We start from the raw sequence: 16,562 nt of genomic DNA, 5'->3' as shown, positions 1-16,562 counted from the left end.
CCTCCCACAGCTCGAACTCCGCCCCGGCCAGCCCGTCCCCGGTCTCCGCGTCCGTCTTCTCGACCCGCACCTCACCCGTCACGGGGTCGGGGCCGGGGCCGGGGCCGGGAGGTTCGTCACCGCAGTCCGGGAGGTCGCCGTCGAACGGGTAGGCGTGGAACTCGACGCCCGCCTGCTCGCTGGTGTGGGTGATGGAACCGCTGCTGAAGAAGCGCCCGTTGATGCCGGGCAGCGACACCGTGGACATGGAGTTCTGCGGTCCGACCAGCACGCTGCCCTGGAACTGACCCGTGCCGACGAAGTTCGCGGTGGTGGCGTCGGGGAAGTTCCACAGCAGACGCTCGCGGTAGTCGTTGAGCGGGTCGGTGGCGTCGGCGATGCCCCCGCTGTAGGTGTTGATGGTGCGCTCGGAGCCGAGCATGTTCACCAGGACGGTGGCGTCGTCGGGGATGTTCTCGAAGACGATCCCCTGCTGCCCGCCGGAGGCACTGGCGAGGTCGAAGTCCACGTTGAACACCTGGATCGCGGACGTGCCGTCACCGGTGAACAGGGTCTGGTAGCCCTGGTTGACGGCCGTGCCGGTGGCGGTCCGGAGTTCGCCGTCCACCCGCGCATAGCACTGGCTGGCCACGGTGAGCTGGTCGCGCAGCGCGAGGTAGGGATCGGCGGCGTCCGGGTCGTGTTCGAGGTCGCCGGTCACGGTCCCGGTCACCGTCCCGCCGTAGCGGACGACGCCGCCGTCGGCGAGCAGCCGCTGTCCCGGGGCGACCGTGATGTCGTTGCCGGTGGTGAGGAAGTCCGCGCCGTCCGGCGGCGGCACGCGCGAGCCGACGCCCGCGATGCCGATGTCGTAGACGGCGCTGCCGCCCGCGCTCTTGTTCATGTCGAAGTCGTCGAGGACGACGAGTCGGCCCTCGGCCTCGGCGGCCCGCCCGCGGACCCGGAAGTCGTCGCCCGCGAAGACGTTGATGGCGTTGTCGCGCCCGGCGAACGGGCCGTTGTTGATCTCGGGGAACTCGTCCGGGCACAGCCGCCCGGCACACGGCCCGAGTCCGCCCGGCAACGGGGCGGCCTGGGCCTGCGAGGCCCCGGCCCCGACGACCAGGGCGGGCGCGAGGCCCGCCACGAGGGCGCAGGCCAGCCCGGTCCGGCCCAGGCGGGGCCGGAGGGCGGCCATGCGTTGTCTGATGGAGTGCATGGCCCACAGGCTTCACGCGGGCCGCCCGCGCCACTCGCAGCACATTCCCGGGTCCGACGACCATCACACGAACGGGCGCGGCACGAACACCCACCTGGCTCGCCGCCGACGCGGGCGCGCCACCCGCACGGGCGGACCACCTGCACGGGCGGACCACCTGCACGGGCAGGCCACCTGCACGGGCAGGCCACCCGCGCCGACGGACCCCGCGCTCAGACGCCCCCTCGCTCAGACGCCCCTCGCTCAGGCCCCCTTGAGTTCCTGCCGCTGCCGCCCCAGCCCCTCGACCTCCAGCTCGACCACGTCACCCGCCCGCAGGTAGGGCTTCGGCTCGGGCTGCCCCATCGCCACCCCCGCGGGCGTCCCGGTGTTGATGACGTCACCGGGACGCAGCACCATGAACCGGCTGACGTACCGCACGACCTCCCCCACGGGGAAGATCTGCTCCGCGGTCGTCCCGTCCTGCTTCAGTTCGCCGTTCACCCACAGCCGCAGCGACAGCCGCTGCGGGTCGGGCACCTCGTCGGCGGTCACCAGCCACGGGCCCAGCGGGTTGAACGTCTCGCAGTTCTTGCCCTTGTCCCAGGTCCCGCCGCGCTCGATCTGGAACTCCCGCTCGGACACGTCGTGCGCGACCGCGTACCCCGCGACGCACGCGAGCCCCTCCTCGGCCGACTCCAGGTAGCGGGCGGTGCGTCCGATGACGACCGCCAGCTCCACCTCCCAGTCGGTCTTGGTGGATCCGCGCGGCACGAGCACCGTGTCGTGCGGCCCGACCACCGTGTCCGGCGCCTTGAAGAAGACGACCGGTTCGGCGGGCGGCTCGGCCCCGGTCTCGCGGGCGTGGTCGTGGTAGTTCAGCCCGATGCACACGATCTTGCCGATGCGTCCCACCGGCGGCCCGACGCGCAGCCCGGTGCCGTCCAGGGCGGGCAGCTCACCGGCCTCGGCGGCGGACCGTATCCGGCCGAGCGCGCCCTCGTCGGCGAGCAGCTCGCCGTCGATGTCCGTCACGACGCCCGACAGGTCTCGCAGGGTCCCGTCGGCGTCGAGCAGCGCGGGCCGCTCCGACCCCGCCGTACCGACTCGCAACAGCTTCATGATCCCCAACTCCTCGATCGCGGGCAGCCCGCCCGACGCCGCGCGACCTGGGTGCGGCAGCGACGCGACGGCCGTCGGAGGACTGGTCGATCCTCCAAGGCCGGGTTCCACTCCGCAATACCCCGTTCACGTACTGGACCGTAGGCACGCACCGGACCGGGCCGCGTTCAGCGGTGGAGCACGGCTCGCTCGACGGCGCTCCACGTCGTGCTGGTGACGACGTAGAGCGCGGCGGCCAGCGGCACCACGGCCACGGTGACCAGCGTGAAGAAGGACATGAACGGCATGACCCGGGTGATCGCGCCGACCCCCGGCACGGCCTCGGCGTCACCGGCGGGCAGCACCGGCCGGTCGGCCATCGTCCGCCTGGTGAGCCGGTAGCTGAAGGTGGCGACCGCGGCGACGACCGCGAACAGCCCCACGTACACGAGCCCGGCCCCGCCGAGGAGCCCGCCGTCCCCGAACGCGTCGGCCCACCGCCCGCCGAGCGGGGCGGCCAGGAGCCGGTGGGAGAGGAGCCCGTTGGCCTCGCCGCCGATCGTCGAGCTGGAGAAGAGGTGGTAGAGCAGGAAGAAGGCGGGGATCTGGCACAGGCTGGGCAGGCACCCCGACAGCGGGGACACCTTCTCCTCGGCGTGCAGTTCGAGCACGGCCCGCTGGAGCTGCTCGGGGTTCTTCGCGTGCTCGCGGCGCAGTTCGGCGATGCGCGGCTGGAGTCGGGTCCGCGCCTTCTGCCCGCGGGCGGCGGCCCGGGAGAGCGGGTGTACGAGGAGCCGTACGAGGGCGGTGAACAGGACGATGGAGGCGGCCGCGGCGGAGGCGCCGAACAGCGGCTGGAGCAGGTCGGCGAGGTGCTCGACCAGGCTGGCGAAAACGGACATGGGTGGGTGAGCCCTCCGAGGGTCTCGTCGTGCCGGGCAAGGGGTTTGCGGCATGACGACACGCCCCGCGCGGGGGTGGCTTCCGGGACTTCGGGTGAAGCGTGGAGCGTGCCCTACGCGGCGGTCGCCGGGAGGGCGTGTCCGGGCGCTCGGGGCCGGCGGCGGCCGGGGGCGTCGGGATCGCGTTGGGGCAGGAAGGCCGTACGCAGGTCCCGGTCCCTGATGGCCGTGCGCACCCGGGTGCGCGGCACGGCGGGCGCGCAGCGTGCGGCGATGACGGCGCACACGGCGAGCGCGGAACCGACCGCGGCGGTCGCGGCGAGCGCGACGGTGGCGGAGAGGCTGCCGACGTCGACGAGCGCGACGGGCAGGAGGACCAGCAGCAGGACGAGGAGGGGGCGCGGGACGGCCCGGCGGTTCCCGGTCATCGGCGGCTCCCCCTCTCACACACGCGTTCGCCCCAGTTATACAGGACGCGGTGCGGCACCTTGCTCGGTCTCGATCGGCTGGAGGAGCCGCCGGGGACCGAGCAGCGCCCGGCTGACCGGGTCCGCGGGGTCGGGGTCGAGTCCGGGGCCGGGCCGCACCTCGACGTCGCGGACGGCGACGAGGGTCCCGCAGGCGGGGCAGGCACCGTGGGGGGCGAGTTCGGTGCCGCAGTCGGCGTGCCAGTAGGTGCGCATCGGCTCGCCGCCGAGCTGCTCGCGCCCCCAGATGCCGAGCGCGCGCAGGGCGGGCCACAGGGCGATGCCGCGATCGGTGAGGACGTACTCGTCGCGGGGCGGCGACTCCTGGTACCTGCGCTTTTCCAGGAGCCCCTCGGCGGTGAGGGCCTGGAGGCGGTTGGCCAGGACGGCGCGCGGGATGCCGAGGTGGACGAGGAAGTCGTTGTACCGCCGCACGCCGTACAGCGCGTCGCGGATCACCAGCAGCGTCCACCGCTCGCCGACGACCTCCAGCGCGCGGGCGATCGAGCACTCCTGCGTCACGTAGTCCTTGCCCAGTGCCATGCGGTCCATTGTAGCCACTTTTCCGGTTAGTTGGTTCATTCACCGAATCGACAGTGCTAGGTTGAGCCGGTCCCGAGTCAGTTCATTGACCGAACCAACCCGAGTGGAGCGGACAGTCAGCCATGACCGACACCGGCACGCATCCCCCGACCGCCGCGGCCCCGGAGCCCCCGACCACCGCGACCCCGGAGCCCCCGGCCGCCACCACCGAACGGGCCTCGCCGCCCCCGCACCCCGGCCGCACCCTCGCGCTGACCAGCGCCGCGACCGCCGTGGCCCTGATGACGTTCGCCGCGCCGGCCGTCACGCTCCCCGAGACGGCCGCCGACCTGCACACCCCGCTGTCCGCCCAGGCCTGGCTGCTGAACGGCACCCCGCTGGGCCTCGCCGCCCTGCTCCTGGTGGCCGGCAGCCTGGCCGACGACTACGGGCGCCGCCGGCTCTTCGTCTCCGGCACGCTGGCCCTCGGCGTCACCACCGTCCTCGGCGCCTTCGCGTCCACGACCTGGCTGTTCACGCTGGCCCGCATCGCCCAGGGCGCGGCGAGCGCGGCACTGCTGGCCAGCAGCCTCGGCCTGCTCGTCCACGCCTTTCCCACCCCGGCCGGGCGGCTGCGCGCGACCGGCGTGTGGGGCGCCTTCGTGAGCGGCGGGATAGCCGTGGGCCCGGTACTCGTCGGGGCGATCCCCGACTGGCGGGTGGCGCACGGCGTCCTCGGCGCCGCCGCGCTGGTGGTGGCGGGACTCGGCGCGCGGGCCCTGTCGGAGTCGCGCTCACCGCGGGCGGGCCGGCCGGACTTCGCCGGGGCGCTGACGTTCGGACCGGCGCTGGTCGCGCTGGTCGCGGCGCTGACGCTGGGCCGGGACGGGTGGCTGCGGGCGCCGGTGGTCCTGCTGCTGGCGGCGACCGTGCTCCTCGGCGCCCTGTTCGTCGTACTGGAGCGCCGCGCGGCCACCCCCATGATCGACCTGTCGCTGCTGCGCCGCCCGCTCTTCCTGGCGTCCGCCGCGGGCGGACTGTTCACGGGCCTGTCGGTGATCGGCCTCTTCACCTTCCTGCCGACGGTGCTCCAGCGGGCGCTCGGCCTGTCCCCGCTGGACACCGCCCTGCTCTCCCTGCTCTGGGCCGGTCTCGCCTTCGCGGTGGCCCTCCAGGTCCGCCGCATCGCCCACCGCGTCCCGCCCCGCCACCAACTGGTCCTCGGTTTCGCCCTGCACGCGGTCGGCGTCCTGACCATGCTCGGCGCGGTCGGCGCGGGCTCCTGGGCCCGGCTGCTGCCCGGCCTGGTGGTGGCGGGCGTCGGCAGCGGCCTGCTGAACGCCGCGCTGCCGCTGCTCGCGGTGGAGTCGGTACCGGCGGCCCGGGCGGCGATGGGCTCGGGCGCGCAGCAGACGTTCCGCTACATCGGCTCGTGCGCCGGGGTCGCCCTGACCATCGCGCTCGCGACGTCGGCGGGCAGCCCGGGGGCGGGCACGGACGTGGCCCTGTGGGTGTCGGCGGGGCTGGCGGTGGCGGCGGGGGTCCTGGTGGGGACGCTGCGGGAGCGGCACTGACCGGCGACGCGGGCCACGGCTCGGGCCACGGCGCGAGCTACGACGCGAGCCCGGGCGGGCACCGGCGTCGCCCGGAGTGACCCGGCAGGACACCGGCGTCGCCCGGAATGGCCCGGCAGGACACCGGCGTCGCCCGGAATGGCCCGGCAGGACACCGGCGTCGCCCGGAATGGCCCGGCAGGACACCGGCGTCGCCCGGAGTCGCCCGGCAGGACACCGGCCGGCCTCGGCGGGGCCGCTCCCCCGCCGGTCCCTCGCCGTTCCCCCCGTCCTCCAGCCCCCCGCGTGGCTGACCCTGGTCACCTCACGGCAGTACGGTGTCCCCCATGCGCCCCGACACGCCCGCCGAAAACGTCGACCACGCCGCCGAGGCGGCCCGCCTGGAACGCACCGCCGGCCTCTCCCCCGAGGACGCCGAGGCCCTGCTCCTGCGCGCCGCCGCCCACCTGGAACTGTCCGGCGACCGCCCCGCCGCGACGAAGCTCTACGACCGCCTGCTGTCCTCCGAGACGTCCGTCCCGCTGGACAACCCGTCCCTGGTCCGCGCCCTGAAGGCGTCGAACCTCTGGGAGTACGACCACGAGGCGGAGGCCAGGGCGATCATCGACGGCGTGCGGGCGGCGTCGCCGCGCGACCCAGCCCCCTGGGTGATCGCGGCCGAGGCCCTGGAGTCCCACGACGAGCTGGAGGCGGCGCACGAGACGTTCACGGAGGGCGCCCGCCGGCTCCTCACCGACGTACCGGAGCCCCCGTACTCCACCCACCCCCTCCTCTACGGCCGCCACCGCGTCCGCCGCATGCTGGGCCTGGCCCACGACGAGTGGGACACCCTGGCCGACACCCTGCACTCCATGCCGGTCTCGCTGGACGAGCTGCACGACCCGAAGCGCGTCTGGTCCCTGGGCTCGGACAATCCGGCGGACCTGGAGGCGGAGATCCTCCGCCTGCGCGCCGAGCTGGGCGCCTACCGCGAGGCACTGTCCCGCCCCTTCCCGGTGGCCATGCTGCACTGGCCGGCCGCCGAGCTGACGGAACTGATCGAGGCGTACCCGGCTCTCGCCTCCGAGTACCCGACCTACGAGGACCACCTGGCGTCGATAGAGGCGGCCCTGCGCGAACTGGCCTCCTCGGGCACCCCGAACCTGGGCGTGGTCCCGGGCACGGTCCCCTCCTACGAGGCCTTCGCGGCGTCGGAGGGCGCGTCCCCGGCCGACCCGGTCCTGCTCCCGCAGTACGCGACGACACTGGCGGCCCGGGGACTCGCGGTGGCGTGGCCGCCGCAGCGCGGGGCGGATTGCTGGTGCGGGTCGGGGCGGGCGTACGGGGAGTGCCACGGTCAGTAGGAAACCGGCGCGGGGGCGATGAGTTCCGGCGCCGCCGGTCGTCTACAGGTGCGAGAGCCTCGCCGACAGCGGGCGGGGCGCCGCCACCGAGGAGACACGACGACATGAGCACCGACCAGACGCCCACCGCGGCGGGCAGCGGCTTCTCCTACACCCTCACCCGCACCCTGGACGCCCCCGCGGCCCAGGTCTGGCAGGCGTGGACCACCCCCGACCAGTACGCCCAGTGGGCCTACGCCGTCCCCGGCTCGGTGGAGATGGACGTCCGCCCCGGCGGCACCTGGAAGGCCACGATGCGCACGCCGGACGGCACGGAGTTCCCGCTGACCGGCTCCTACATCGAGGTCGCCGAGCACCGCGCCCTGACCATCGGCATGGACGTCCCGGGCCGCCCGGACCCGGCGACGATGACCGTGGAACTCGCGGAGGAGGGCCCCCGCAACACCGTGATCACCCTGCGCCAGACCTGCGACACGGCGGAGGAGCGGGACGGCGCGGAGCAGGGCAGCGGGATGCTGCTGGACGGTCTGACGGGGTTCCTGGCGGCCGGGGCGAAGGGCTGAGGGGGTCTCCGCCCGGCCGCGCCCCCTGCCGGTGGAACACCGACGCCGCGGGGCGTGAACACTTCGCCGTGAAGTGCCCACGCCCCGCTCATCCGTGCGGCCGCTCGCAACGGCCGGGCGGCCGCGTTCAGGCCCGGCGGCTGCGCCAGAGCCACGCCGACGTGCCGGCCACGACGGCGAGCACCACCAGGTTGGCCACGAGAGCCGGAGTGTCGCCCGCCGGGGCGACGGTGGTCTCCCGCCAGACGATCCCGGCGACGGTCGGCGCGACGACACTCAGCACCACGCCGACGATCTTCCGGACCGGCGTCCAGTGCACCGAGGTGCACAGCAGCACCCCACCGGCGATGCGGATCAGGCCGCTGCACAGCGCCAGACCGGGAACGTCCGGGAGGAGCGTCGTGAAGAGGTACGGCACGGACAGCATCAGCAACGGCACCAGCGGATGCACCCTGCCCCGCCGCACGGACACCCCCGCGCCACCGGCCACCGGCGCCCCGGCCCCACCGCTCCCCGCCTCGGCCAGCGCCGTCGCCGCGATCGTACGGGGGTCCCCCAACTCGGCCAGGATCTCGCCGGCCGCGACGTCCGGGCGCTCGGCGCGCGTCACCTCGATGTGCTCGGCGAGGTCGGCGAGGAGTTCCTGGCGCCGGTCGGCGGGGAGAGCGTAGGCCTCGCGCTCGACGGCGGCGAGGTACTCGCGTACCGGGTCGGCGGGGGCCGTGGGGTGCGTGGGGGTCTTCATACGAGGTCTCCGGCGGAGGGGTGCGGGGTGGCGGTCAGGAACGCGTCGACGGCGTCGCGGAAGCCGGGCCAGACGTGGGTGAACTCGTCCAGCGCGGCCCGGCCGGTGGCGGTGAGCGCGTAGTAGCGGCGGGGCGGGCCGGAGGCGGACTCCTGCCAGGTGGTGGTGACCAGGTCCTCGCGGCGGAGCCGGGAGAGCAGCGGGTAGACGGTGCCCTGGCTGGTGGCCAGCGCCCCGGACTCCTCCAGCGCGTGCAGGAGCTCCACGCCGTAACGGGGGCGGTCCCGCATCAGGGCGAGCACGCAGTACTCCAGCACGCCCTTGCGCAGCTGGGCGGCTGCGCGGGCCTGCTTGGTCGAATCACCAGGTTCCATGCAAAGCAAGATACCAGGCAGAACAAGCCCCGAAGGCGCGGGGACCCGGGGGCAGTGGGGGTCTGAAGCCCTGAGGCCCTGAGGCTTTGGGACCCTGGGGTTCTGGGGTTCTGGGGCCCGGGAACGCCGGGGCCCAGCTCAGTTGATGAACTCGGCGTCAGTTGATGATCTCGGCGCGCCCTTCCAGACGCATCGCATCCAGCCGCTCTCGCCACATCTGGAGGGCTTCGGGCGTCTGCCGCGTCCAGTCGGCGACTTCGCCGACGACCCGGAGCGGCTCCGTGCTCCGGTAGGAGCGGGTGGGATTGCCGGGGAACTTCTTGTCGGTCACGTTCGGGTCGTGCTCGAACTCGCCGGTCGGCTCGACGGCGTACACCCGCGGTTCCCCGTCCCCGGCGGCAAGCTCGGCGGCGAGCCCCGCACCGTCACACAACGCGGTGAAGTAGATGTGGTTCATCAGGATCTCGGGCCGGTAGTTCGAAGGGAAACCGGCGGTGAGGTACTCCCCGACCCGCAACGCGGCCTTCGTACCGTGGAAGAACGGCCCCTCGTCCAACACCTCGTCCATCGCGGCAGGTTACCAACCGGGACTGTCGTGCCCCCGAGACAGCGAGACAGCCCGGACGCAGCGCGCGCATCCTGATCCTGCAACGGATCACCCACCCGTGGTCGCGGCCCTCGGAGGAGCACGGTGGGTGCCCTCTTGTCTGCCCCCGCGCCTCTTGCGCCACGACGACGGGGCGACATGGTGAGAGGCGTCATGCCGAGCCCGAGGGGGACGCCTTGCACCAGCACGAACGCATGGACAGGGAATCGTCCGGAGGGACACCCGCCCGGCTACCCCGGTCGTCTGCCCCGGTCGGCCCTGCCGGCGACCTGCCGCGGGGAACGGCCGTCTCCCTGGGCCCGTCGGCGGTGACCGTCCTGCAGCGCGCGGCGGGCAACGCCGCGACGGCGCGTGCGGTGGCGGCCGATCCCGGTCGCAGGCCACGCGGCACGGACCTGACCGTCCAGCGCGCCGAGAACGACGACGCCGGCGGGGGCGCTTCAGGCGGCACGGCGGAGGCGAAGAGCGTCGCCGAGGGCGAAGTCAAGAGCGTCGGCCCGGGCGGCACGATCACCTATCCCTCGGTCACCAGCTGCCTGACCATCACCGTCTACCTCCGGGACGGCGGAAAGGTCGGCGGCCATGCCAGCCTGTACAAAGCCTCCGGTGGCATGTATTCGGACCAGATCCTGCCCGCGATAAAGGCACAGGTCGGCAAGAGCAGGGTGGAGAGGATCGACGTCAGCGGTGCCATCTCGTCGTGGAACCCCGCGTACTTGAAGACCGCCATCGAGAATTCCAACCCGGCCCCCCAGCAGAAGAACGACCCGGACGGCATCCGCAACGTCGTCTCCAGCGCCTTGGGCCGACAGGCGAAGAAGGTCTCCGTCCAGGAAACCCCTGACGGCACGCTGACCAGGTAAAAGGGCGAGAGGCCACCGGAGAGACCTGGAAAATCCCGGCGCACCACACCTACGTCGTGGGCGCGGACCTGGGGTGGACGGTGCTTCGGTCGGTCGATCAGCCCATCCTCGTGTCAGTGACACCTGCTACAACTGCCTCCACGTCATCAACACGGTGGTGAAGGGGGACGGGGTGCAGCAGGCGGGAAGTCCGGAGCAGCCGGTCGCAGGGGTTTACGAGCAGCTGGTCACGGATCGCGTGCGCGGTGAACTGGAGCGTCTCGAGGCCGACGGCTGGAAGGCCATCGACGCCGAGGTCGGTGCAGAATCGTCACCCCATGTGCTGGCCCGGCACGTCGGTGACATAGTGGCCCGCCACCTCAATCAGCTCCGACCGGAACACCGAGTCCCCTTTGCCAACCGGATCCTTGAGTCCCTGGCCGCAGAGGTCGGTGAGCAGGGCGGTGCCGAGCCCGTCAGCGCCATCGTCGAGGGACCGCGCCAGTTGCTGGCTCTGGCGGAGCAGGAGGCCCCGGGTGCCTATGCAATCCGTCCGCTCACGCCTCTCTCCGAAACATCACTTCTCACCAACTCCCCCGAGGACCTCAACTTGGGTTCGGAGTTGCGGGCCGAGTTGGCCACGGCGGATCGGATCGACCTGCTGTGCGCCTTCGTCAAGTGGTACGGCATCCGCGTGCTGGAGGACTCACTCCTCGCTGCGAAAGAGCGGGGCGTCCCTATCCGGATCATCACCACGACCTACATGGGTGCCACGGACCGGCGAGCGCTCGACCGACTCGTGCGCGAATTCGGCGCCACCGTGAAGGTGAACTACGAGACCCGCTCGACACGGCTGCACGCCAAGGCATGGCTCTTCCGACGCGGGACTGGATTCGATACGGCCTACGTCGGCAGCTCGAATCTCTCCCGTGCGGCCCTGCTCGACGGCCTGGAGTGGAACGTACGTCTGTCCTCGGTGGCCACACCGGCGGTGATGGACAAGTTCGAAGCCACCTTCGACGCGTACTGGAATGACCTGGCGTTCGAGACGTACGACCCGGATGATGACGGCGAGCGCCTCGACGCGGCACTGGCCCAGGCGGGTGGAACGGCGTCGACCACCGACTTCAAGATCAACCTTTCCGGCCTTCAGGTACATCCCTTCCCGCACCAGCGGGACATGCTGGAGCGCCTGAGCGCGGAGCGCGAGATCCGCGGACGGCACCGCAATCTGCTGGTCGCGGCGACCGGTACCGGGAAGACCGTGATGGCCGCCCTCGACTACCGCGACCTGAGCAATCAGGCGACCTCAGGTCGGCCGAGGCTGCTCTTCGTGGCGCATCGCAAGGAGATCCTCAAGCAGTCCCTGCGTACGTATCGCGAAGTGCTGGACGACGCCTCGTTCGGCGAGTCGCTGTACGGCGGCACTGATCCACACGAGTGGACCCACGTCTTCGCCAGCGTCCAGTCACTCAACGTCCAGAGGTTGGAGCAGCTGGCTCCAGACCACTTCGACGTCATCGTCATCGACGAGTTCCACCACGCCACGGCCGGTACGTACCGCCGGGTGATCGAACACTTCACGCCGAAGGAGCTGCTGGGACTCACCGCCACCCCGGAGCGGATGGACGGGCTCAATGTCCAGGACGAGTTCTTCGATGGGCGCATCGCCGCCGAAATGAGGCTTTGGGAAGCTCTGGAGAACGACCTGCTGTCTCCCTTCCACTACTTCGGCATCCCGGACGGGACCGACCTCACGAACCTCACCTGGCAGAAGGGTTCGTACGCCGATCAGGAGCTGGGCAATCTCCTGACGGCCAACGACGCGCGAGCCCGCATCATCGTCAAGCAGGTCCGGGACAAGATCTCCGACCCCGGCGCCATGCGTGCGCTCGGCTTCTGCGTCACCAAGGCGCACGCGCACTTCATGGCCGACTACTTCCGCAGGGCCGGTTTCCAGGCTGCGGCCCTCGACAGCGACTCGTCGTCCGGGGTACGCGCTCAAGCGCTGCGCGACCTCCAGAACGGCAAGCTCCAGGTCATCTTCTCGGTGGACTTGTTCAACGAGGGGCTCGACATCCCGGACGTGGACACGTTGCTCTTGCTACGGCCGACCAACAGCGCCACCGTTTTCCTCCAGCAGCTGGGACGGGGACTGCGGCGTACCGACACCAAGCCGGTACTCACGGTCCTGGACTTCATCGGACAGCACCGAGCGGAGTTCCGCTTCGAGGAACAGTTCCGGGCCATGACCAACCTGTCGCGCAATCGGCTGGTCGAGCACATCGAGCGCGGCTTTCCGCAGTTGCCGTCGGGCTGCCAGATCATCCTGGAGGGCAAGGCCAAGAGTCTGGTCCTCGACAACATCAGGACGCAATTGGCCGCCACGGTGAAGACGCTGGTGAAGGAAGTCAAGGAGTACAGCACTCCGCTCCTCGCCGACTACCTCCGGGAGAGCCGCCGAGAGATCAAGGAGCTGTACAAGAACGGCCACTCCTGGACTCTCGTGCTGCGTCGTGCCGGCCTGGCCGATGAACCGGCTCCCCCGGACGAGGAGGCGCTGCTCAAGCGGGTACACGCATTCCTCCACGTGGACGACCCCGAGCGTGCGCAGGCATACCTGAGCCTTCTGGCGGACGACGCCCCTTCGTACGAGGAACTCGACCAGACCGGCCAGGCCTACGCCCGCATGCTGTTCTTCAACCTGTGGGACAACGCGGGTGGCTACACCGGTTACGCGCAGGGCCTTGCGGCGCTACGTCCGCAGCGCGCCCTGAGGGACGAGCTCCGACAGGTGCTGTCGTACGTCATCGACCGGGCCGACCATGTTCCGATCCCGCTGTCGGATGGCCTCGGCACCGTGCCGCTGAAGGTTCACAGCTCGTACAACCGGTCGGAGATACTGGCTGCTCTCGGCATCGCCCGGTTCGGTGGGCAGATGCCGAGATCCTTTGCCCAGGGCGTGCAGTGGGCGGAGGAGTCCCAGACGGACGCACTGCTGATCACGCTCGAGAAGGACGAGAGGGACTTCTCGCCCACCGTCCGGTACAAGGACTACGCGATCAGCCCGAATCTCTTCCACTGGGAGTCCCAGAACGCGACTTCCCCCGATTCCGCCACGGGCAAGCGCTACCAACAGCACGCCGGTCGCGGCTCCCACGTCCTGCTGTTCATGCGCCGCTACGCGACCACGGACACGGGCAAGTCCCAGCCGTGGATGCTTCTGGGCCCGGCGACCTACGTGAGGCACACCGGCAGCAAGCCGATGGCGATCACCTGGCACCTCGATCACGATCTCCCAGCCGACGTGTGGACCTACTCGGCAGCGATCCAGGCGAGCTGATCCACCGACGCCGTCCGTCGGCCGGACGACTCAGGACAGTCGCGCTTGGCACTCCGCCTCGAAGCGCGACTGGGCCCGATCGAGCGCGTCGTCAGCGTCCCGCCCCTGCGCGCGGAGCCAGTGGAGGAGGTCGCCGATGGCATTGATCGCGGCCTCCTCCGCCAGCACTGCCGACAATCGGCCCTGCTCAGGTGGATGCTGCATCGCCCCGGAAACGCTGTACAGACTCAGTACGTCCGCGGCCCGCGCCAGTCGCGGCATCGGCATGTGCCGCCGCTCCGCTCGCGCCACGTCGATACCGAACTCGCACCAGGTCACCTTGTGATCACCGGCGAGTTCCACGCCCCAGCGCTCACTCATGGCGTCGACCAGCGCCATTCCCCGGCCTACCTCCGCGTCCAAGCTCGCACAGGCAAGCGTCGGAAGGGCACGAGCATCGGGGTCGTGAACCTCGATGCGCAGTCGGGCGACGCCGAGTGAAGCGACGAGGGTGGACGGCGTCTCCGGCCCGACGTGCTTGATGACATTGGCGACGAGTTCGCTCGCGCAGAGCTCGACGGCATCCGTCAGCTCATGCAAGCCCCAGTACTCCAGGTGGATTCGCAAGGCGCGCCGAAGAGCCCAGACCTGCTCGGCGTCCGCCAGGAACGGCAGCTTCCACGGCTGCGTCGGCCTCCAACGAGAGTCATCCATGTCTTGCCGCTCCCCACCTTCAATGCCTCACGGTGATGCTGTCGCGACTCAGAGTTGCATTGAAACTCTCGAAATGGAACTCTCACCAGAGAGGGATGGGGGCACACAGCAGCAGCACGCGCCCCCGGCGCACACCGCCTTGCCGCCGCGACCGACGGAGCACGACGATCTACTGGACCAACCCGAAGGACTGAGGACATGGCAGTCGGACCCACCACCCGCAGGCGTCAGTTGGGCGCCGACCTGCGACGACTCCGGGAACGCAAGGGGCTGACACTCGAAGAGGCCGGGTCCCGCGTCGGCATCTCGAAGGCGACGCTCAGCCGCTACGAGACGAAGGAAGGCACGGTCAAGTGGCCGGCCGTAGACGCCCTGTGCCGCGAGTACGCCGCCACGGACGAAGAGCGGATGGCCCTGGTCGAGTTGGCGAAGGGCGCCAAGATCCAGGGGTGGTGGCGGTCGCTCGCCGACCCCATCCCCGACTCCATGAACCTGATGCTCACCTTGGAAGACGAGGTCGTACGCGAGGACCACTACGCGTGTATGTACGTCCCCGGGCTTCTCCAGACGCGCGCCTACGCGGAGGCGGTCCATCGCGCTTCGGAGGTGCAATGCGACGAGCGGGAAGTCCAGTACATGGTCGACATCCGCATGAAGCGCCAGGAGTTGTTGGAGCGCGATGAGCCTCCGCGCATCTGGTGCGTGATCGACGAAGCCGCGATCCGCCGTCGGGTCGGAGGCCATGACGTCATGCGTGAGCAACTCGCACACCTGCTGGCCTGCGCCGAGCGGCCGCATATCACCATCCAGGTCCTCCCGTTCTCCCTGGGCGCGCATGCGGCAGCCGTGGGAAGCTTCGTCACCCTTCGCGGCCAAGCCCGTGAGCTGGACGTCGTCTATGTGGATCTTCTCGGCGGTGGGCTGTTCATGGAGAAGCCGGAGGAACTGGAGCGATATAGGTTGGCCTTCGACTACCTCAGCGCCCAGGCGCTCGACCTCGAGTCCTCGGTCGAACTCATCGACCGGGTCAGCAAGGAGTGAGTCTTGATAGAAGCCAGCCCGGCGCCCCACTGGTTCAAGTCCTCGTACAGCGGGGGTAGCGGCACTGAATGCGTTGAGTGCGCGTACATCCCACACGGTGCATTGATACGCGATTCCAAGTGCGCTGACGGCCCCACGCTGGACGTGCGGCTGAGTAGCTGGCGCTTGTTCATCGACGCAGTACGCCACGGGGCACGGCCGTCCCTCTGACCGACCGAGGCGGATACGGCCCCTTCACCTCACGCGAAAGGGGAGGGGCGTGGAGATCGACGAATACTTACCGTCACCCTTGCCGGGCCATCAGGGGCGTAAGAGTCTGCAGAAGGACTCTCTGACCTGCGCACAAGTGGGTGCGGCCCTCGACTGGAGCGGTTCCAAGGTCAATCGCATGGAGACCGGCAGCGGAAGGGTTCAACCGTCCGACGTGGACGTCCTCTGCCGCTTCTACGAGACCACGGACGAACTGCGCGAGTTTCGCAAGTCGCTGGCCCGGCAGGCCAAGACACGGAGTTGGTGGCAGGTCCACGGCTCGGGTGAACTCCACACGTGCGGCTCCTACATGCCGCCCGAGGACATCGATCGAGCGGTGAGAGTACGCCTGGAACGACAGTCGATGATCAGCGCACCCGATGCTCCCGACTGCTGGTTCGTCGTGAGCGAAGGAGCTGTACGCAGAGACATGGGGGATCGCGAACTGATGCGGGTCCAACTGGAATACGTGTTGGACGCCGTGCAGCGCCCGAGCGTAACGCTCCAGGTACTCCCGTTCGACGCCGGCACCTGCCCGACCACGGGCCCGTTCACCGTGCTGGGGTTCCCGGACCCGGAGGACCCGGACGTCGTGTACCGGGACGGCATCACCGATGCGATGTACCTGGAGGGCGAACCTCACGTCCGGGAGTACAACAGGGCCTTCGACGAGTTGCGCGCGGCGGCCCTGAGCCCGCGCCGCAGCATGCAACTGATCAACAGCGTGATGAAGGAGTCGACACGATGAACACCGACAACGATCGTCTCGGTGACGCAGCGCCGGCGCTCACTTGGATCAAGTCGTCCCACAGCAACGGCGCGGGAGGCGAATGCGTGGAGTGTGCCGCCGACGGTGATCGGATACTCCTGAGAGACACGAAAATCGGCGGCGCAATCATGGCATCCGTCGGCGCTGCCGCTTGGCAGGCCTTCACTCGCGCGGTGCGAGCAAGGTCTACGCCCGGCACGGACCTGTAGGACACTCCATGTAGCACAGAGGAGACCGAGGAGCAGATGAT

The 16,562-nt window shown here is 70.5% G+C and carries 18 protein-coding genes; 9 read left to right on the top strand and 9 right to left on the bottom strand.

Features of this window, described 5'->3' with window-relative positions; genetic code table 11:
• From ACFV9J_RS03915 to ACFV9J_RS03895, 5 genes are all read right to left on the bottom strand, one after another.
• Positions 1-1,198: choice-of-anchor A family protein (locus ACFV9J_RS03915; protein ID WP_385349401.1), on the bottom strand; the 1,198-nt coding region annotated here is incomplete at its 3' end.
• A 243-nt stretch (positions 1,199-1,441) separates the two neighbouring features.
• On the bottom strand, positions 1,442-2,299 hold the full coding sequence (locus ACFV9J_RS03910; RefSeq protein ID WP_385349398.1) for a fumarylacetoacetate hydrolase family protein: 858 nt from the start codon (positions 2,297-2,299) through the stop codon (positions 1,442-1,444).
• A gap of 167 nt (positions 2,300-2,466) precedes the next feature.
• Positions 2,467-3,180 carry a YidC/Oxa1 family membrane protein insertase gene (locus tag ACFV9J_RS03905; protein WP_385349395.1) on the bottom strand — a complete coding sequence of 238 codons (714 nt, stop codon included), beginning with the start codon at positions 3,178-3,180 and terminating at the stop codon, positions 2,467-2,469.
• A 113-nt stretch (positions 3,181-3,293) separates the two neighbouring features.
• Entirely contained in the window at positions 3,294-3,608 is a 315-nt protein-coding gene (locus tag ACFV9J_RS03900) for a DUF6412 domain-containing protein (protein ID WP_385349392.1), read from the bottom strand.
• Positions 3,609-3,644: 36 nt separating this feature from the next.
• Positions 3,645-4,199, bottom strand: coding sequence for a winged helix-turn-helix transcriptional regulator (locus tag ACFV9J_RS03895; RefSeq protein WP_385349389.1), 555 nt, complete (start codon positions 4,197-4,199; stop codon positions 3,645-3,647).
• A 113-nt stretch (positions 4,200-4,312) separates the two neighbouring features.
• On the opposite strand from ACFV9J_RS03895, the gene ACFV9J_RS03890 reads away from it, so the two are divergent.
• The 3 genes from ACFV9J_RS03890 to ACFV9J_RS03880 all read left to right on the top strand — a co-directional run bounded on the left by ACFV9J_RS03890 (position 4,313) and on the right by ACFV9J_RS03880 (position 7,649).
• Positions 4,313-5,743, top strand: coding sequence for an MFS transporter (locus ACFV9J_RS03890; protein WP_385349386.1), 1,431 nt, complete (start codon positions 4,313-4,315; stop codon positions 5,741-5,743).
• A 326-nt stretch (positions 5,744-6,069) separates the two neighbouring features.
• On the top strand, positions 6,070-7,086 hold the full coding sequence (locus ACFV9J_RS03885; RefSeq protein ID WP_385349383.1) for an SEC-C domain-containing protein: 1,017 nt from the start codon (positions 6,070-6,072) through the stop codon (positions 7,084-7,086).
• A 104-nt stretch (positions 7,087-7,190) separates the two neighbouring features.
• Positions 7,191-7,649: an SRPBCC domain-containing protein gene (locus ACFV9J_RS03880; protein ID WP_385349381.1), complete on the top strand. Its 459-nt coding sequence runs from the start codon at positions 7,191-7,193 to the stop codon at positions 7,647-7,649.
• A 127-nt stretch (positions 7,650-7,776) separates the two neighbouring features.
• Here the strand turns inward: ACFV9J_RS03880 and ACFV9J_RS03875 are convergent, their stop codons facing one another.
• The 3 genes from ACFV9J_RS03875 to arr form a co-directional block, all read right to left on the bottom strand.
• Positions 7,777-8,394 (bottom strand): HAAS signaling domain-containing protein, encoded by a 618-nt coding sequence (locus tag ACFV9J_RS03875; RefSeq protein ID WP_385349378.1) that lies wholly within the window; start codon positions 8,392-8,394, stop codon positions 7,777-7,779.
• On the bottom strand, positions 8,391-8,768 hold the full coding sequence (locus ACFV9J_RS03870; RefSeq protein ID WP_385349375.1) for a PadR family transcriptional regulator: 378 nt from the start codon (positions 8,766-8,768) through the stop codon (positions 8,391-8,393). Before ACFV9J_RS03870 ends, ACFV9J_RS03875 begins: the two co-directional genes overlap by 4 nt.
• 157 nt (positions 8,769-8,925) lie before the next feature.
• Positions 8,926-9,336 (bottom strand): NAD(+)--rifampin ADP-ribosyltransferase, encoded by a 411-nt coding sequence (gene arr, locus ACFV9J_RS03865; RefSeq protein WP_385349372.1) that lies wholly within the window; start codon positions 9,334-9,336, stop codon positions 8,926-8,928.
• A gap of 347 nt (positions 9,337-9,683) precedes the next feature.
• Between arr and ACFV9J_RS03860 the strand changes: the two genes are divergently transcribed.
• Entirely contained in the window at positions 9,684-10,238 is a 555-nt protein-coding gene (locus tag ACFV9J_RS03860; RefSeq protein WP_385349369.1) for a hypothetical protein, read from the top strand.
• A 172-nt stretch (positions 10,239-10,410) separates the two neighbouring features.
• Positions 10,411-13,560, top strand: coding sequence for a DUF3427 domain-containing protein (locus ACFV9J_RS03855; protein ID WP_385349366.1), 3,150 nt, complete (start codon positions 10,411-10,413; stop codon positions 13,558-13,560).
• A gap of 30 nt (positions 13,561-13,590) precedes the next feature.
• On the opposite strand, the gene ACFV9J_RS03850 is transcribed toward ACFV9J_RS03855, so the two are convergent.
• Positions 13,591-14,253 carry an ATP-binding protein gene (locus tag ACFV9J_RS03850; RefSeq protein ID WP_385349363.1) on the bottom strand — a complete coding sequence of 221 codons (663 nt, stop codon included), beginning with the start codon at positions 14,251-14,253 and terminating at the stop codon, positions 13,591-13,593.
• Between the two features lie 198 nt (positions 14,254-14,451).
• Between ACFV9J_RS03850 and ACFV9J_RS03845 the strand changes: the two genes are divergently transcribed.
• Genes ACFV9J_RS03845 through ACFV9J_RS03830 form a run of 4 tightly spaced genes read left to right on the top strand, consistent with a single transcriptional unit; the run spans position 14,452 to position 16,521 of the window.
• A complete protein-coding gene (locus ACFV9J_RS03845; protein WP_385349360.1) occupies positions 14,452-15,294 on the top strand; it encodes a helix-turn-helix domain-containing protein in 843 nt (280 codons plus the stop codon).
• 3 nt (positions 15,295-15,297) lie between these two features.
• Entirely contained in the window at positions 15,298-15,504 is a 207-nt protein-coding gene (locus ACFV9J_RS03840; RefSeq protein ID WP_385349357.1) for a DUF397 domain-containing protein, read from the top strand.
• Between the two features lie 55 nt (positions 15,505-15,559).
• Positions 15,560-16,291 (top strand): DUF5753 domain-containing protein, encoded by a 732-nt coding sequence (locus ACFV9J_RS03835; RefSeq protein WP_385350091.1) that lies wholly within the window; start codon positions 15,560-15,562, stop codon positions 16,289-16,291.
• Entirely contained in the window at positions 16,288-16,521 is a 234-nt protein-coding gene (locus ACFV9J_RS03830) for a DUF397 domain-containing protein (protein WP_385349354.1), read from the top strand. The genes ACFV9J_RS03835 and ACFV9J_RS03830 overlap by 4 nt, the downstream gene beginning before the upstream one ends.
• Positions 16,522-16,562: the final 41 nt, after the last annotated feature.

It is taken from the genome of Streptomyces sp. NPDC059906 (genome assembly GCF_042730645.1).
GTDB lineage: Bacteria > Actinomycetota > Actinomycetes > Streptomycetales > Streptomycetaceae > Streptomyces > Streptomyces rubrogriseus.
Note: the sequence above shows the minus strand (reverse complement) of the source record. Positions and strands in the feature narration are given on the sequence as shown.

Bases quoted from the DNA above. Each gene is read 5' to 3' on its own strand.
- ACFV9J_RS03885 (WP_385349383.1), top strand. From the start codon at position 6,070: ATGCGCCCCGACACGCCCGCCGAAAACGTCGACCACGCCGCCGAGGCG.
- arr (WP_385349372.1), bottom strand. From the start codon at position 9,336: ATGGACGAGGTGTTGGACGAGGGGCCGTTCTTCCACGGTACGAAGGCC.
- ACFV9J_RS03875 (WP_385349378.1), bottom strand. From the start codon at position 8,394: ATGAAGACCCCCACGCACCCCACGGCCCCCGCCGACCCGGTACGCGAG.
- ACFV9J_RS03880 (WP_385349381.1), top strand. From the start codon at position 7,191: ATGAGCACCGACCAGACGCCCACCGCGGCGGGCAGCGGCTTCTCCTAC.
- ACFV9J_RS03905 (WP_385349395.1), bottom strand. From the start codon at position 3,180: ATGTCCGTTTTCGCCAGCCTGGTCGAGCACCTCGCCGACCTGCTCCAG.
- ACFV9J_RS03895 (WP_385349389.1), bottom strand. From the start codon at position 4,199: ATGGACCGCATGGCACTGGGCAAGGACTACGTGACGCAGGAGTGCTCG.
- ACFV9J_RS03850 (WP_385349363.1), bottom strand. From the start codon at position 14,253: ATGGATGACTCTCGTTGGAGGCCGACGCAGCCGTGGAAGCTGCCGTTC.
- ACFV9J_RS03870 (WP_385349375.1), bottom strand. From the start codon at position 8,768: ATGGAACCTGGTGATTCGACCAAGCAGGCCCGCGCAGCCGCCCAGCTG.
- ACFV9J_RS03910 (WP_385349398.1), bottom strand. From the start codon at position 2,299: ATGAAGCTGTTGCGAGTCGGTACGGCGGGGTCGGAGCGGCCCGCGCTG.
- ACFV9J_RS03890 (WP_385349386.1), top strand. From the start codon at position 4,313: ATGACCGACACCGGCACGCATCCCCCGACCGCCGCGGCCCCGGAGCCC.
- ACFV9J_RS03845 (WP_385349360.1), top strand. From the start codon at position 14,452: ATGGCAGTCGGACCCACCACCCGCAGGCGTCAGTTGGGCGCCGACCTG.
- ACFV9J_RS03830 (WP_385349354.1), top strand. From the start codon at position 16,288: ATGAACACCGACAACGATCGTCTCGGTGACGCAGCGCCGGCGCTCACT.
- ACFV9J_RS03900 (WP_385349392.1), bottom strand. From the start codon at position 3,608: ATGACCGGGAACCGCCGGGCCGTCCCGCGCCCCCTCCTCGTCCTGCTG.